General features: G+C 60.7%; 17 protein-coding genes. 7 read left to right on the forward strand and 10 right to left on the reverse strand.

The features are described 5' to 3' along the window. The first annotated feature begins 131 nt into the window (after positions 1–131). Both H7C86_RS10570 and H7C86_RS10575 read left to right on the forward strand, forming a co-directional pair. Complete coding sequence (locus H7C86_RS10570) at positions 132–980, forward strand: alpha/beta fold hydrolase (RefSeq protein WP_041815226.1); 849 nt, start codon at positions 132–134, stop codon at positions 978–980. A 190-nt stretch (positions 981–1,170) separates the two neighbouring features. Next, a complete protein-coding gene (locus H7C86_RS10575) occupies positions 1,171–1,374 on the forward strand; it encodes a PspC domain-containing protein (RefSeq protein ID WP_019745155.1) in 204 nt (67 codons plus the stop codon). A gap of 9 nt (positions 1,375–1,383) precedes the next feature. Here H7C86_RS10575 and H7C86_RS10580 read toward each other — a convergent pair whose 3' ends face one another. After that, positions 1,384–2,043 carry a TetR/AcrR family transcriptional regulator gene (locus tag H7C86_RS10580; protein ID WP_019745154.1) on the reverse strand — a complete coding sequence of 220 codons (660 nt, stop codon included), beginning with the start codon at positions 2,041–2,043 and terminating at the stop codon, positions 1,384–1,386. 99 nt (positions 2,044–2,142) lie between these two features. Between H7C86_RS10580 and H7C86_RS10585 the strand changes: the two genes are divergently transcribed. Further along, positions 2,143–3,639 carry an MFS transporter gene (locus H7C86_RS10585; protein WP_003940566.1) on the forward strand — a complete coding sequence of 499 codons (1,497 nt, stop codon included), beginning with the start codon at positions 2,143–2,145 and terminating at the stop codon, positions 3,637–3,639. Positions 3,640–3,688: 49 nt separating this feature from the next. Here the strand turns inward: H7C86_RS10585 and H7C86_RS10590 are convergent, their stop codons facing one another. After that, positions 3,689–4,396, reverse strand: a complete 708-nt coding sequence (locus H7C86_RS10590; RefSeq protein ID WP_020970663.1) for a TetR/AcrR family transcriptional regulator — start codon at positions 4,394–4,396, stop codon at positions 3,689–3,691. Positions 4,397–4,537: 141 nt separating this feature from the next. Between H7C86_RS10590 and H7C86_RS10595 the strand changes: the two genes are divergently transcribed. Together H7C86_RS10595 and H7C86_RS10600 are read left to right on the forward strand one after the other, a co-directional pair. Next, positions 4,538–4,975, forward strand: a complete 438-nt coding sequence (locus H7C86_RS10595) for a GtrA family protein (RefSeq protein WP_020908979.1) — start codon at positions 4,538–4,540, stop codon at positions 4,973–4,975. A 50-nt stretch (positions 4,976–5,025) separates the two neighbouring features. After that, complete coding sequence (locus H7C86_RS10600; protein ID WP_182261528.1) at positions 5,026–5,796, forward strand: ABC transporter permease; 771 nt, start codon at positions 5,026–5,028, stop codon at positions 5,794–5,796. On the opposite strand, the gene H7C86_RS10605 is transcribed toward H7C86_RS10600, so the two are convergent. The 3 genes from H7C86_RS10605 to H7C86_RS10615 all read right to left on the reverse strand — a co-directional run bounded on the left by H7C86_RS10605 (position 5,774) and on the right by H7C86_RS10615 (position 8,822). After that, complete coding sequence (locus tag H7C86_RS10605; protein WP_020908977.1) at positions 5,774–6,487, reverse strand: NAD(P)H-binding protein; 714 nt, start codon at positions 6,485–6,487, stop codon at positions 5,774–5,776. The genes H7C86_RS10600 and H7C86_RS10605 overlap by 23 nt on opposite strands. A 319-nt stretch (positions 6,488–6,806) precedes the next feature. After that, entirely contained in the window at positions 6,807–8,288 is a 1,482-nt protein-coding gene (locus tag H7C86_RS10610; protein ID WP_182261529.1) for an NAD(P)/FAD-dependent oxidoreductase, read from the reverse strand. A gap of 75 nt (positions 8,289–8,363) precedes the next feature. After that, complete coding sequence (locus H7C86_RS10615) at positions 8,364–8,822, reverse strand: DUF5990 family protein (RefSeq protein WP_182261530.1); 459 nt, start codon at positions 8,820–8,822, stop codon at positions 8,364–8,366. A 38-nt stretch (positions 8,823–8,860) separates the two neighbouring features. Here H7C86_RS10615 and H7C86_RS10620 point away from each other — a divergent pair, with 38 nt between their 5' ends. Then, entirely contained in the window at positions 8,861–10,015 is a 1,155-nt protein-coding gene (locus H7C86_RS10620) for a lipase family protein (RefSeq protein ID WP_182261531.1), read from the forward strand. A 60-nt stretch (positions 10,016–10,075) separates the two neighbouring features. Here H7C86_RS10620 and H7C86_RS10625 read toward each other — a convergent pair whose 3' ends face one another. The 5 genes from H7C86_RS10625 to H7C86_RS10645 all read right to left on the reverse strand — a co-directional run bounded on the left by H7C86_RS10625 (position 10,076) and on the right by H7C86_RS10645 (position 13,153). Beyond that, the gene (locus H7C86_RS10625; protein WP_003940071.1) at positions 10,076–10,408 is read right to left on the reverse strand and encodes a CD225/dispanin family protein; all 333 of its coding nucleotides are present in this window, start codon (positions 10,406–10,408) and stop codon (positions 10,076–10,078) included. 72 nt (positions 10,409–10,480) lie between these two features. Next, entirely contained in the window at positions 10,481–11,008 is a 528-nt protein-coding gene (locus H7C86_RS10630) for a hemerythrin domain-containing protein (RefSeq protein WP_046379205.1), read from the reverse strand. Beyond that, positions 11,005–11,571 carry an FMN reductase gene (msuE, locus tag H7C86_RS10635; RefSeq protein WP_019745144.1) on the reverse strand — a complete coding sequence of 189 codons (567 nt, stop codon included), beginning with the start codon at positions 11,569–11,571 and terminating at the stop codon, positions 11,005–11,007. Before msuE ends, H7C86_RS10630 begins: the two co-directional genes overlap by 4 nt. An 8-nt stretch (positions 11,572–11,579) precedes the next feature. Further along, positions 11,580–12,638, reverse strand: coding sequence for an LLM class flavin-dependent oxidoreductase (locus H7C86_RS10640; RefSeq protein WP_021332078.1), 1,059 nt, complete (start codon positions 12,636–12,638; stop codon positions 11,580–11,582). 11 nt (positions 12,639–12,649) lie between these two features. After that, positions 12,650–13,153: a MarR family winged helix-turn-helix transcriptional regulator gene (locus H7C86_RS10645; RefSeq protein ID WP_060938066.1), complete on the reverse strand. Its 504-nt coding sequence runs from the start codon at positions 13,151–13,153 to the stop codon at positions 12,650–12,652. A gap of 158 nt (positions 13,154–13,311) precedes the next feature. On the opposite strand from H7C86_RS10645, the gene H7C86_RS10650 reads away from it, so the two are divergent. Beyond that, positions 13,312–14,571, forward strand: a 1,260-nt coding sequence (locus tag H7C86_RS10650) for an HNH endonuclease signature motif containing protein (RefSeq protein WP_182261532.1), incomplete at its 3' end; no start/stop codon positions are given.

Genomic DNA, 14,571 nt, shown 5'->3' on the forward strand with positions numbered 1-14,571 from the left:
ATCTGTGGGCAGAACGGGTCCTGGTTCGCTACCGGTGGTGGATGAGGACAAGGTTCCGCGGGTTGAGCACACAGCTCGCGGAACCGCCCCACCACACGCCCCGACGAGGGCACCGGCCGACAGGAGTTCAGGTGTCCGTAGTTGCGGAAGTCTCGGCGATCGATTTCGCGGAGACCGAATTCGATTGGGCGCAGCGATCGACGCTGATTCGTGAAGTCGACCCACTCGTTCCGGGGCCACCATCCTTGGCGATGTGTCTGAGCGAGCCGACGCGCGGACTGGTCGACATCGCTTCACTGCTTCTCGCGGCTCCTTGGTTGCTTCGATCGCCGCGTGGGGACGGGCATCCGGTCCTCGTTCTCCCCGGATTGCTGACTTCGGACGTGTCGACTCTCGCCTTGAGGACGTACCTGAGCTTTCTCGGATACCGGGTTCACGGTTGGAATCTGGGTCTGAACACCGGTCCGACGGCGACGGTGGTCGACGGATTGCCTGCCGCATTGGCCGAGGTAGCTGATCGATACGAGCAGAAGGTGTCGGTGATCGGCTGGAGTTTGGGCGGTATCTACGCTCGAAAGCTGGCGAGGGATCTGCCGGATTCCGTACGTCAGGTAGTGACACTCGGAAGTCCTTTCGCTCTCACCAGTCTGGAGCAGACGAGAGTCGGATCTCTCTACGCTCGTTTGTCCGGTAATCACGCGATACTGCCTCCGGTCGACGGCATCGAATCCGAACAGGGATCGCCTATTTCCGTTCCTGCCACGTCGGTCTACTCCAGGCACGACGGTATCGTTCCATGGCAAGCGTGCTGTGAAACCTCGGCAGGCCTGTCGGAAAGCATTGCGGTGCAAGGCAGTCATATGGGGTTGACCCACAACCCGTCGGCGTTGTGGACGGTTGCCGATCGTCTGGCGCAGGACGTGGACAACTGGCAACCTTTTGCGGCTCCGAAACGGCTTCGACGCATGTTTCCCTGCTGAGGTACGAGGCTGGGGTTCGAGGCTGGGGTGTGGGGGAGAACCCTGAGTCCGACGCGGGGATGGACTCGTACCTGAGGACACACCGCGTCGGAAAAGATGGGTCCATGGCCTGATGCGCACAGGTGGATCGGCAGCGGATAGTGGAGGTCGACGCGGATGAACCGCGAGTTCCGTTGAAAGGAAACAACACATGACCTCCCCGATGAAGACCCGCAAGCTCACCCGCGCCCGCTCGGGAGCAATGTTCGGTGGGGTGTGCGCCGGAATCGCTCGATACTTCGGTTGGAAGTCGTCGACTGTCCGCTTGCTGTTCGTGCTCTCGTGCCTGCTGCCCGGCCCGCAGTTTCTGATCTACATCGTGATGTGGATTTTCATTCCTCGTGAGCAGATCTGACCGAACCGCTCAACGGCGGCGGTCTTTCAGGCATTGCTTGGCCTCGTGCAATTCCTCCGAACTCAGCGGAGGAAGGGGGAGTGCGTCACGGTGCAAGCCCTCCGTGCGTAGACCGTCGAGCATCACCGAGAGGTATCGACGCCACACGGTCGGGTTGACGGGCTGAGCAAATTCGGTGACTGCGCCCACCATGAAGATGAGGCCGAACAGGTCCGTCGGTACGGCGTCGGGGCGCAGCATCCCGGCCTCCTGGGCCCGGTAGAAGATCCTCTCGACCGACGGTTCGATGATGGATCGTTGGCATGCGACTTGCTCGCATCCCTCGTCGGTTCCGTTCAGGACGTCTTTGAGCCCGCGGTTGACCGACATACGGCTGCAGGCGAATTCGGCAAAGGTGACCAGGCCGTCCCACGGATCCGGATTGGCGAGTGACGCGTCCGCGGCCGCCGCCATGTCGGCGAAGTTCTGTTGGAAGACTCCGTCGATCAATTCTTCTTTGCTGGCGAACCGCCGATAGACCGTTCCGACGCCGACACCCGCGCGCCGGGCGACGTCGTCGAGTGTGACGTCGATCCCTTCTTCGGCGAACAATTCACGTGCGGCGTCGATGATCAACTGCCGATTACGTGCAGCATCGGCGCGAAGGGGGCGCTCCATTGCGGTACTCATGTCCCCACTCTACCCGCCAAGTGGAGACAGCCTCTCCGTTTTCGTGTAGCGTTTTTGCTAACCGGAGAAGCCATCTCCGCATAGGTTGGGCGAGGGACTATGTCAGACATTGCTGAACGGACTGAATTCGAGCAGTCCTCAGCGCCTTCAGGGGACAACCACGCAAAGCGGTGGCTGGTTCTCGCGGTTCTGGGAATTGCGCAGCTGATGGTGGTCTTGGATGCCACCATCGTCAACATCGCGCTGCCTGCTGCGCAGCGCTCACTGGAGTTCGGTGATTCGGACCGCCAGTGGATCATCACGGCATACGCATTGGCGTTCGGCAGCTTGCTGCTACTCGGCGGTCGATTGAGCGACTTGTTCGGGCGCAGGCGAACTTTCATCGTCGGCCTGATCGGCTTCGCCGTGGCTTCCGCCATCGGTGGCGCAGCCGTCAATTTCGAAATGCTTGTTGCCGCTCGTGCCGGCCAGGGCGTATTCGGTGCGCTCCTTGCCCCGGCAGCCCTGTCGCTGCTGTCCGTGACATTCACGGATCCAGGTGAGCGTGCCAAGGCTTTCGGTATCTTCGGTGCCGTTGCCGGCGGCGGTGGCGCCATCGGACTGCTGCTCGGCGGAGCGCTCACCGAGTGGGTCGACTGGCGTTGGTGCCTCTTCGTGAATCTCTTCTTCGCGGCGATCGCCCTGGTCGGAGCAGTCCTGTTGCTCGCGCCGCACACCAGTGACTCGCGACCCAAACTCGACATCCCGGGAACGATCCTGGTGTCGATCAGCTTGTTCAGCATCGTCTTCGGATTCTCGAAGGCCGAATCGGACGGGTGGAGTGCAACTCCCACCATCTCGTGGCTCGTTGCCGGCGTCGTGTTCATGGCGGCGTTCATCTACTGGCAGACAAAGTCCGAGCACCCGCTCCTGCCGCTGAGGGTGGTCCTCGACCGAATCCGGGCTGGCTCGTACCTGGCGATCTTCCTTTCCGGCGCAGGCATGTTCGCAGTCTTCCTGTTCCTGACGTACTACATGCAGCTGATCCTCGGGTACAGCCCGATCATGACCGGCCTCGCATTCATGCCGATGGTGTTCGGAATCGTGACAGCGGCAACGCTTTCGACAGCGGTTTTGCTACCGCGCGTCGGTCCGCGAGTGCTGATCGTGAGCGGAATGGTCATCGCGGCGATCGGAATGACGCTGCTGGCCCAGATTTCCGTGGACAGCACCTATGCAGTCCACATTCTGCCGGGGCTCGTCGTCACCGGACTCGGCATGGGCAGCATTTTCGCCCCGTCGATGCAGGGAGCAACTTCAGGCGTGCATCACGAAGATGCCGGCGTCGCATCTGCCACGGTCAACACGATGCAGCAGGTCGGCGGCTCGATCGGCACCGCGCTGCTCAGCACGATTGCAGCCTCGGCTTCCACCAACTACCTGGTGGGACGCGAAATGAATCCGCTGACCCAGGCACAGGCTGCCGTCGAGAGTTACACCACGACGTTCTATTGGGCCGCAGGCATATTCGCGGTCGGTGCGGTCTTGACCGGACTGGTTCTTCGGAGTGGACTGCTTCCGGATTCGCCGGAAGGTGAACCGGTAATCGCCCACTGACAGCAAATTTCGGGGTCGACGCCATTGCGGCGTCGACCCCGAAATCGAGTCAGCAGTTCTTATCGGGCGATGCCTGAAACCGATGAAGGACGTGATCGAGTTGTTCGGAGGAAAGCGCCGGGACGGGCAACTCGCGATGGCCGGTGCGGGACGCGCAGAGTCCGTCGATCATGAACCCGAGTGCGCGGCGGTAAGCCTGAGGGGCCTCGTCGCCGCCGAACTTCTGGGCCATCTTGACGACCTGCATGAGAAGCGGAATGTCGTTAACTTCGAAGTCGCTCCGCAGGGTGCCCTGTTCCTTGGCGCGATTGACAAGTGCCGCGGTGTGCTGAGCGATCCCGGCGCGCGCGCGAGCGAAAGTGTCGGACGCGAAGCGCCCGTCCATCAGGAGATCGCCGAATCCGCGGTTGTCTGCCATGCGCAGGGAGATCACGTCGAGAAAGTAGACAAGACCTTCCCAGGCGTCTGGCATCTCCCGGGCGGTGGCGGCAATCGTTTCGATCTCGGAGCACCGTGTGTCGAACAGGGCCTGGATCAGCTCGTCCTTGCTGGCGAACCGGCGATAGACGGTGCCGACGCCGACGCCGGCGTGCTTGGCGACGTCCGCCAGCGTGGCGTCGAGTCCTTGGGCGGCGAACACCTCGCGAGCGGAGTTGAGGATGCGCTCGAGGTTGGCCTTGGCGTCGGACCGAAGGCGCGGCTGTGAGCAGTCGGCCGAGGTCCCCGCATGAGAAGCGTCGGGGTGTGTTGTCGGCATCCTCACAGTCTACGGCACTAAGCGGAATGATCGATTCCGTTAGTGCTATATTACTAAGCGGAACGTGTGGTTCCGATTGTCCGTATGAGAGAAGCCGATATGAGCACGTCTGACATCTGGGTCGGGAGCAATCCGATCTCGATGGTGGGTACGCGGAGTGCAGGTTTCGCGGCAACGAGGCTTCGCGCTCTTGCCGGCGACGGCGCCTTTGCTCAGCTCGTTCGTTTTGCCCTCGTCGGCGGAGCCAGCAATATCTTGTACTTTGCCGCTTTTCTGGCGCTGCGCGGTGACGGAGCGCTGGTCGCCAACGCCGTTGGTGCAGTCTTGAGCACCATTCTGGCCAACGAGCTGCATCGCCGGCTCACCTTCCATGCCGCGGATCGCGTCAACTGGTTCACCGCGCAGTGGGAAGGCGGTGGACTCGCTCTGGTCGGGTTGATCGCCAGTTCGGCCGCCATCAGTGCGCTCGGCTTCCTTCTCCCCGGAGCCGACGGACTTCTTCAAGCCGGGCTTGTGATCGCAGTGAGTGGAATTGTCGGTGGCCTGCGATTCGTCGCTCTTCGCGGTTGGGTTTTCTGAGCGGTTCTCGAATTCGAATCGGACTCGGCTCGTAGGGAACACTGTGACCTATGAGCCTTTCGATAGCCGACTCCGGCATCCGTCTGGTTGTCCTCTGCATCGTCATGGCTCTTGTCGCCACGCTCGTCTACCGATTCACCTCTCTCGGTAGCGTTCGGGTAGTCCCCGGCGCACTCGCTCGTGGCGCTCTTCAGTTGGCTGCGATTTCGTTGATCCTCGCCGCAGCCTTGGCTCACATCTGGTCAGCGCTCCTCGTGCTCGTCGGCATGTTCGCTGCGGCGTCGTTCACCGCGGCACGACGCTGCGGCGCAGGAACGTCCGGAGCGTGGCTGACCATCGCCTTGGCGTCGGGAATCGGTGTGGTTCTGCCACTGATGCTGCTGTCCGGAGTGGTTCCGCTGGAAGGCATCGCTCTGGTGCCGATCGGCGGAATTGTTCTGGGCGGCGCTATGACTGCAACATCGATGGCAGCCAAACGCGGACTCGACGCCGTCGATGATCGATACGGGGAAGTCGAAGCCGCACTGAGCCTTGGATTTTCCCAGCGCGATGCACGGTGGGAAGTAGCCCGCACCGCAGCCTCCGACGCCCTGCTACCGGGAGTCGACCAGACGCGCACCGTCGGCCTCGTGACATTGCCCGGCGCTTTTGTCGGCGTTTTGCTCGCGACGGGTTCGGCCGTTCAAGCCGGTGCCGTGCAAATTCTTGTGCTGGCAGGGCTGCTGTTGGCGCAAACCTGCTCGGTCGCCGTGGCGTTGGAACTCGTCGCCCGCGGCTTCGTCTTTCGAGGTAAGACTGTCAGGCCTGCGCGAGTTCGTTGATCTTGTCGCTGCGAAGGACGCGGTCGGGAAGATCTGGCGTGTTTGCCGCGAGGGTGATCATTGCCCTGCCGATGTTTTCGCTGGTGGTCACGCTGCTGGGCCAGACCTTGCGCAAGAGTGGGTAGAGAGGCACGGAGATTTGATAGAAGGCCTTGTACCACCACGTCTTCGACGGCGATCCCGGGCGCGGACGGATGAATCCGGGCCGGAGGATGTAGGTCGTGAGAGGGAGGGCGAGTAGCGCATTTTCGGTCGCGCCACGTACTCGCTTCCACATGGTCTTGCTGGTTTCGGTGGAGTCGGCGCTTTCGCCGGACACGTAGACGAACACCATCTGAGGGTTCACACCCGACAGTGTCGTGGCGGCGGCAAGCGTGATGTCATGCGTGATGCGGGTGTAGTCGGCTTCGTTCATGCCGGCAGAGGAGACACCGAGGCAGAAGAAGCAGGCATCCGCGCCGGTCAGATCGGCTTCGATCGCCGAGAAGTCGAGCATGTCGCGGTGAACGATGTCGACGATCTTCGGGGCGGTTGTACCGGACGGATTGCGGCCGACGGTCACGACTTCGTCGATTCGCGGGTCGTCGAGGCATTCCCTCAGGACGCTGCTGCCGACCATTCCTGTTGCCCCGAAAACGACGACCTTCATGATGTTCCCCCCGGCGTTGGTTCCACTTTCTGTGATGCGCACACTACGGAACGGTCTGCAGTTCATCCGACCGGAGTGGCCAACTGAACGCTTGACCTGCAATTATGAGTCCATTTTGACCCGACTCGTGACTAAAGTCCCTACAAACCGGCTGGACGGTTGGCTGAAAATAGTTTTATGAACGAAGGAGTTGATGAAATACACGTTCTGGGATCGGAGTCAGCCGGTCGAATGGTAGAGGCGTCGACGATCATCGTTCTCGGTGCGCTCTGTGCCGTGGTCGCAGGTTCTGGCGTGTTCTTTGTCGTCGGATCGATTGGTGGCTTCGCCAGACTGCTCTACCTGGTTGTTCGTGGTCCGCTCAACTCTTGCTCGGTACCGGCGTCGAATGTCGAGCTGGTGCCTTCGAGAACGTCATGTGGTCGTTGATGCTCCCGAACGTGGAGTGAAGACGGTCAAGGATGTAGTTCTGACGCATGTTCCACGGTGACTTCGATCCCTGCTTCGGGAACTGTTCCACGGCACGCATGACGTACCCCGACGCCAGATCCAGGATCGGCCGCTGGTCCATTTCTTCGGTCGCGTGCGGCACGCACTTCGAATAGTCGCGCTTGTCCATCTCCGTCAGCAGTCGGCACACGTACATCGACGTGAGATCTGCTCGCAGAGTCCACGAGGCGTTGGTGTAGCCGACGCACATCGCGAAGTTCGGTACGTCGCTGATCATCATGCCCTTGTAGACGTAACGATCACCGAGGGTGACGGGTTCGCCGTCCACTTCGATGGACATCCCGCCGCACGCCTCCATCTTCAATCCTGTTGCAGTGACGATGATGTCAGCTTCGAGTTCGCGACCTGACGCGAGAAGGATCCCGGTCTCGGTGAAGGTGTCGATGTGATCGGTCTCGATCGAGGCCTTGCCGGATCGGAGGGCTTTGAACAAATCGCCGTCGGGTACGACGCACAAGCGCTGGTCCCAGGGATCGTAGGAGGGTGTGAAGTGAGGATCGAGGGGGATGTCTTTCGGGAGTTGACGACTGATCGCGAGGTTCAGCATCCTCTTTGCACGCGCCGGACTGCGTCGGCACAGTTGGTAGAAACTCAGGTTCACTACGACGCTCTTCCATCGAGCGATGCTGTGCGCGAGTTGATTCGGCAGTACCGCGCGAATGGTGTCCGATAATTTGTCGCTGGACGGCAGCGCCAGAATGTACGTCGGTGATCGCTGGAGCATCGTGACGTGGCTTGCGTCCCGTGACATCGTGGGGACCAAAGTGACTGCGGTGGCGCCGCTTCCGATCACAACGACCTTCTTGTCGGAGTAATCGAGTTCTTCGGGCCAGAACTGAGGATGCACTACCTCACCGGCAAACGATTCACGTCCGGGGAAGTTGGGGGTGTATCCGCCCTCGTAGCTGTAGTACCCGCTGCAGAGATAGAGGAAGTTACAGGTCAATGTTTCGTCTTCGTCGCCGGTCGTGACCGTGACTGTCCAGGTCGAGTCCGCCGACGACCATGATGCGGCCGTCACCTTCCGGTTGTACCGAATCTTCTTGTCGATCCCGTTCTCTCGCGCGGTGTCGCGCACGTACCGCAGGATCGAATCACCGTCGGCGATTGCTTTGGCATCTGTCCACGGGCGAAACGGGTAGCCGAGCGTGAACATGTCGGAATCCGATCGGATGCCGGGATACTTGAAGAGGTCCCAGGTTCCGCCGCTGTTCGCTCGGGCCTCGAGGATTGCGTACGACTTTCCTGGGAGCTCGGTCTGGAGTCGATAAGCAGCACCGATGCCGGACAAGCCGGCGCCGACGATCAGGACATCGAGGTGTTCGGTGCTCATCAGTTCGGACTCCGTATCGACTATGTGGGGCCACCGGCAGAGTTAGTGCTCGATCACCACACTACTGAACGATGCTCAGTAAGGCGAGGAGGACCATGTGATCGTTGGTGGTCGGATTGCCGCGCACAGTGGTTTACCTGCGGTGTCGGTGAGCCCGAGGTCTCCGTGGAGCACGCCGGAAGCGTCGGCCTGCTCGACGATGTGCTGGGGGATCGCGTCGAGCATCAGCTTTGCGCGCCGAAACATCTCGAACGTCTGGTCATCGAATACCGTCACCCAGGACAGGTAGATGAAGCGTCCGCGAGGTGGACCCTGGATGTGTGAACCGAGAATGTCCCAGGCACCGGACTTTCGCTCCAGACTCGCTGTCAGTTCCCATCGCACTGTCTCGGTATCTCCTGGTACGAGGTCGAGGATTTCGTGTGGCTGGCCTCGGCGCTGAACGCCGACGTGGATGTTGCTGCGCCCTTCGAAGGTTGCGGTTTCGGAACACTCACGTCCGGGCAGGCTGTGACCGGTGATGATGATCTGCATATCGACATCATGCTCTGCACAGGTCGGGAGGGGTTGGCGTGGTGAGTCGTTCGGGTAGAACCTTTGTTGCGGCCGTGGTGGCGAGCATTCTGTTGTCGAGTCTCGGCTGGGGGCCAGGTGCTGCCGCGGCGACGACGGACGAACCGGAAGTCGCGGGCGCGCTGGAGTCCTATGGCGAACTCTCGGCCGCAGTGTTTCCGGTCGGCGCCGGTGAGACGCAGCGGGTCGTGTATCGAACTCTGCGTACCGCTGACAGATGGGGGGAGTCGTCAGGGTCCGTGTTTCTGCCGGAAGGTGCCCCACCGGCGGGCGGTTGGCCCGTCATCTCCTATGCCCACGGAACTTTGGGCAGTGCGGATCAGTGTGCACCCTCGTCGACCGGATTCGGTCCGGGCGAGATCGAACCGATCGAACGCTGGTTGGAGCAGGGATACGCGGTAGTCGCTACCGACTACTCGGGACTTGGTACCGACGGGGTGCTGGCCTATCTCGACGGACATGCCGCCGGCGCGAATGCGGTCGACATCGTGCGGGCTGCGCACGAGTTGTACGGCAGTGTGCTGAGTCCGCGGTGGATGGTCGCGGGTTTGTCCGAAGGCGGTCATGCGGCGTACTTCGCGGGACACGAGGCCACCACTCGTGCACCGGAATTGGATTTCCGCGGCTCGGTCGTTGTTGCCGGCCCCACCCATATGGAAGGTTTGTTTCCGTTGGGCGGACCGCTGTTTCCCGACATCGGCATCACCGGGTTGGTGGGATACGCGCTGTACGTTCTGGCCGGGATCGACGATCAACGACCCGAAGAGAACATTCGGGAGGTTCTCTCGCCGCAGGGGATCGAGTGGATGGAAAAGGCTCGGACATTGTGCGCCGGAGATCTCGGCCGCCACATTCGCGCCGAACGAATCCAGTTGAGCTCGTTGTTTTCTCGGTCGGTGTGGACGCCACGCTTCCACGATCTGTTTCGCGAGATGATGCAGGTGCCGGTCGACGGCTACGACCGGTCACTGCGTGTGGTGCAGAGCGTGTCGGACACAACGGTTCCTGTCGCCCTTACCTGGGCGCAACTGGTCGACATGCGTTCGCGAGGAACGCAGTTCGAGTATCAAGAACTCAGCGGAATCAGCCACGGCCAAACGACGGTCGCTTCGATGGACCAGACCATGGAATTCATCGATCGATTGATGAGGTGATGTTCGGCGGTGTTGTTGTTGCGGTGTTGTTGTTGCAGTTTGTTGTTTCAGGGTGGTTGTTCAGCGCATACGTCGCGGCCCGTAATCGTGGCCACCGTTGGCGAACCACACGATTGCCGCAATCGCGTACAGGATGCAGACCAGGAGTAGTAGCCCGCCTGCGATCCACAGCGAGATCTGACCGAGTCGTTTCACTCGATCGGACGCGTACCGCGACCCGGCCACATCGCCGTCGGCCCACAGCGGATACACGTTGAAGGCGTGCGTGAAAGCGGAGAAGGAGAGCGGCCAGAAGAACAGCAGCGAGACCACTGCCCAACCCGCATTGACGGGCGGTCGAATCGGGTGCTGAGGAACGGATTGCTGGACGGTGGGTTGATCCGGGTTGGTCATTGGGGCTCCTGACATGAGGTGGCCCCTTCGACGCTACTGCGATGGAGCTGAAGAATCACTGAGCGTGCGCGATCAGCCGTAATGCCAGTCGCGATCCATCCGTCGGAAGTACGGAAAGAGTGTGGCCTCCTCGAAATCGAGGTGCGACTGCATATGATCCGCCAATTCGGAGATTGCGGCGTATGCCCGATTGACCGTGGAGGATTCGGTGCTCAGTGCGAGTGACGCACGCTTGGCTTCCGACACGATCTCCCCGACAAGCTTGTGTTCTGCCTGCAGTCGTTCGACCGCAGGGGCCAACTCGGGAAAGTTCCTGGTCATTACCGGGAACATACGTTGATCTTCGATGGTGTGGTGCAGAGTCAGCGTGTTGCAGTAGAAGTCGCAGTTGACCCGTAGTTGCCAGACGAAATCCGCGATCGTCAGATTGTCGATCATTTCGGGTATCCGAGTCAGATCGGCGGTTTCGTCCGACAACTGTTGCAGGGCGTTCTCGAGTACCTCGATATCGGCTCGTAGAGGTTCGTGAACCTGACGTAGCTGTTCGATCATCCTCAGACCGGCAACTGTTGCCGTGTTGTGCGAATGAGGGGCGTTCACGTCAGCGCAACTCGATCCCGCTCCGCGAGCATCCTCGCTACCGGCAGGACGTCCTTTGCTGCCATCTCGATACGCTCGAATACCTCGGGGTTGAGGATAGTCGTTCCGTCGAAATCACCTGAGCTGAGATAGATCCCGACCGGAGCGGTCAGCGCTTGGAAGAAAGCGAACAGTGGACGCAGGGCATGGTCCAACACGAGAGCGTGGCGGTCGCTGCCACCTGTCGCAGCAAGAATCACCGGAGTGTTGGCAAGCGCGTACTGGTCCACGAGATCGAAGAAATGCTTGAACATTCCCGTGTACGAGCCGCGGAACACCGGTGACGCCGCGATGACGATATCGGCGGACTCGACTGCCGCCAGCGCTTCGGCGGTCACTGAGTCGACGTGATCGCGATCCAGAGCAGATGCAAGACCTGGAATCAGATCCACGATCTCGAAAACTCGTGTGTCGATCTGCTCGAAGTCTCCCAAGGTTTCGACGATCAGGTCGACGAGGGCACGAGTCTTGGAGGGTTTTTGAAGGTTGCCGACAACGGCAACAATTTTGAGCGGTGTGCTCATCGAAACTCCTATTTTTGGGACGACTTCAGTGATTCGATTTCCTTACGCACAACGGGGGCTACTTCGGTGCCGAGGATCTCGATCGCACGCAGCATGTCCTTCTGTGGCACGTTGCCGAACCCCATCTGGATCATGATGCGGTCATGATGGAACAGTTCGTACTGCGCCATCGTCTTGTCGATGATTTCCTGCGGGCCGCCGAGGAAGAACGCACCCGCGGTGGTTGCCTGCGCTTCGTATGCCCTGCGCGGCATGGGAACTCCGTTTCCCCGCTGATGATGATTCTGCATCCACCCGGCCTGGAAGTACGGGTACGACGTGTCGAGTGCTGTTTGCTTCGAGGTATCGACAAATCCTGGCGAAGCAATCGAGACAGCCAGCTTCTTCGGATCGTGTCCGAACTCCGCTGCAGCCCTGCGGTACAGATCGACGAACGGTTCGAACTGTTGGTAGCTTCCGCCGATGATGGCAAGCGAGAGGGGCAGGCCCAGTTTCGCGGCACGGACGACAGAGGCCGGAGTACCTCCGACTGCGATCCACACCGGAATCTGACGGTCCGGGCGGGGCGTCACGTCACCGTCGATCAGTGGTGCGCGAAGTTGTCCTTCCCAGTTGATCGGGTTCTCGTCGCGCAGTTTCAGTAGTAGATCGAGCTTTTCGGCGAAGAGCTCGTTGTACTGGGACAGGTCGTACCCGAAAAGCGGAAATGACTCCGTGTACGAACCTCGGCCGGCAATGATCTCGGCACGGCCTTCGGAAAGCAGGTCAACTGTCGCGAACTGTTGGAACACACGGACGGGATCGTCGGAACTGAGTACAGTTACGGCGCTGGACAGCTTGATGTTGTCGGTAGCCTGAGCCATTGCCGCGAGCACAACTGCAGGGGCTGAGACTGCGAAGTCGGTGCGATGGTGCTCGCCGACGCCGAAGACATCGAGTCCAACCTGATCGGCAACGGTTGCCTGCTCGACCAAATGGCGAAGGTGGACACCGGGATTCATCATCGCGCCGGTAGTGGGATCTGGGGTGAGTTCACCGAAATGGTAGACGCCCAATTCGAAAGCCATGTTGTTTCTCGCTATCTGTTCGTGGGGGTGATGGAAAGTTGTTCTGCGTGCGCATCGCATGCGCCGCCTTGATTCGTGTGATGTGCGGCAAGTCGGGAGAAGAAGCGTTCGAGTACCGGAAGCTCCTCGGTTTCAATGAGATCGGAGAAGTATTCGGCGATCCCTCGCGTGTGTATGGCGGACGCTTTTCGAAGCGTCTTCTTGCCCGCAGGCGTCATCGATACCGTCACGACGCGTCGATCGTTGTCCGGGCGAACGCGCTCTGCCAGTCCTGCCTCGACCAATCGATCGACGACGCGCGTCACGCCACTGGTGGTGACCAGGACCAGTTCGGCCAGATCGCCCATTCGGATCGTGTTTCCCGGCGCTTCGTGCAGTCGGAGCAGAACGTCGTACTGGCCAAGGGTGAGCCCGGTGGTGGTTCGAAGGTCCGCCTCCATCTTGCCGAGGATGACGCTGTGGCTGACCACTAGGTCACGCCAGACGGAACCGCGTCGACGTTCGTCGGTAGTCATCGGTGACAGCCTCCATTTATTTGCGCTCGCAAGTATTGCTTACTCAAATAATACGCCTGGATCGATCGAACTATTCCCCGCTCTCATTTGTGCTGGTAGCAAGGTATTGACTCGAACACGTGTTCGAGTATTGATGGGGGTGGGGATCGGGGGATTCAATGAGTGTTCTGTTGTCGGATGTGGTGTCTGGTTCTGCGGTGGGGTTGCGCGGACGCCTGTGGCAGTTGGCGGCTGCGGAGTTGCGTGCTGCTGCCATCGAGGCGAGTGCGGAGATTCTTCGTCTCGAGGCTGTTCGTGTGGCGGTGGTGGACGAACTCTCGGTGCGTCCTGATGATCAGGTGATTGCGAGCCGCGGGGTCGGTTCGTGGTTGGCGGCGAACACGATGCTGCAGGTTCGGGACGGGAAGAAGATCGCCGCCCTCGGTGCAGCGCTACGGCCTTTTCCGGCGGTGGCGGCCCGGTTCGATGTCGGGGACTGCTCGTTCGATCATGCCGTGTTGATCGTGGCGTTCTGCGAATCACCACCAAAGGGCATGCCGGACGAAGCGCTCCCTCGCTGTATCGATTTGTTGTTGGCTGCTGCGTCGGGCGTGGAGGCCACGACCACGAAGGTACGGAACGTGATCGCGACCTTGGAGCGAGTGTTCGAATCCGATGAGATTCCGCCCGCCGAAGATACCGATCGGAACGAGTTGCGGATCGCGTCGACGTTGAATGGTCGGGTGGTGGTGCGCGGGGATTTCGATGCTCTCACCGGGGAAATGTTGTTGTCGGCGTTGTCGAATCTGACGATGCCCACCCCGGCACCGGATGGAACTCCGGATTCTCGGTCGGCGGCGAAGCGGACGGCGGACGGGTTCACCGAACTGATTCGCCGTTACCTCGATTGCGCGAAGACCGGTACCGATGGTGGTCAGCGTCCGCACGTGAACGTGCACATCAACGCCCGTGATCTTGCGGAGCACCGGGACTGCGCCGCCGCGCCCGCGCCCGATGGTGGTGGAGTGGCTATGTCGGATCTTGATGTCGGGCACATGCCGTGGCTCGGGCCACTGTCCGTGTCGCAGACCAGACTCCTCGGCTGCGACTGCTTCCTGTCCACCGTACTGCTCGACGACCACGGCGCTCCGCTCGATGCGAAACCCGGAAAGCGATTAGTGTCCGCCGAACAGCGAGTGGCGTTGATCGCCCGGGACAAGGGTTGCGCGTTCCCGGGGTGTGCGTGTGTTCCCGCGTGGACGGATGCGCACCATATTCGGCACTGGGCCAACGGTGGCCCGACGGTGATGAACAACCTTGTCCTGCTGTGCCGTTCGCATCATCGATTGATGCACCGAAAAACCGGATTCGTCGGGAAATGGGAAATCCGCATCGGCGTCGACAACAAACCCTGGTTCATCCCACCACCCTCGATCGAC

Origin of the sequence: Rhodococcus sp. UFZ-B548, from assembly GCF_903819475.1 — a bacterium.
GTDB lineage: Bacteria > Actinomycetota > Actinomycetes > Mycobacteriales > Mycobacteriaceae > Rhodococcus_F > Rhodococcus_F erythropolis.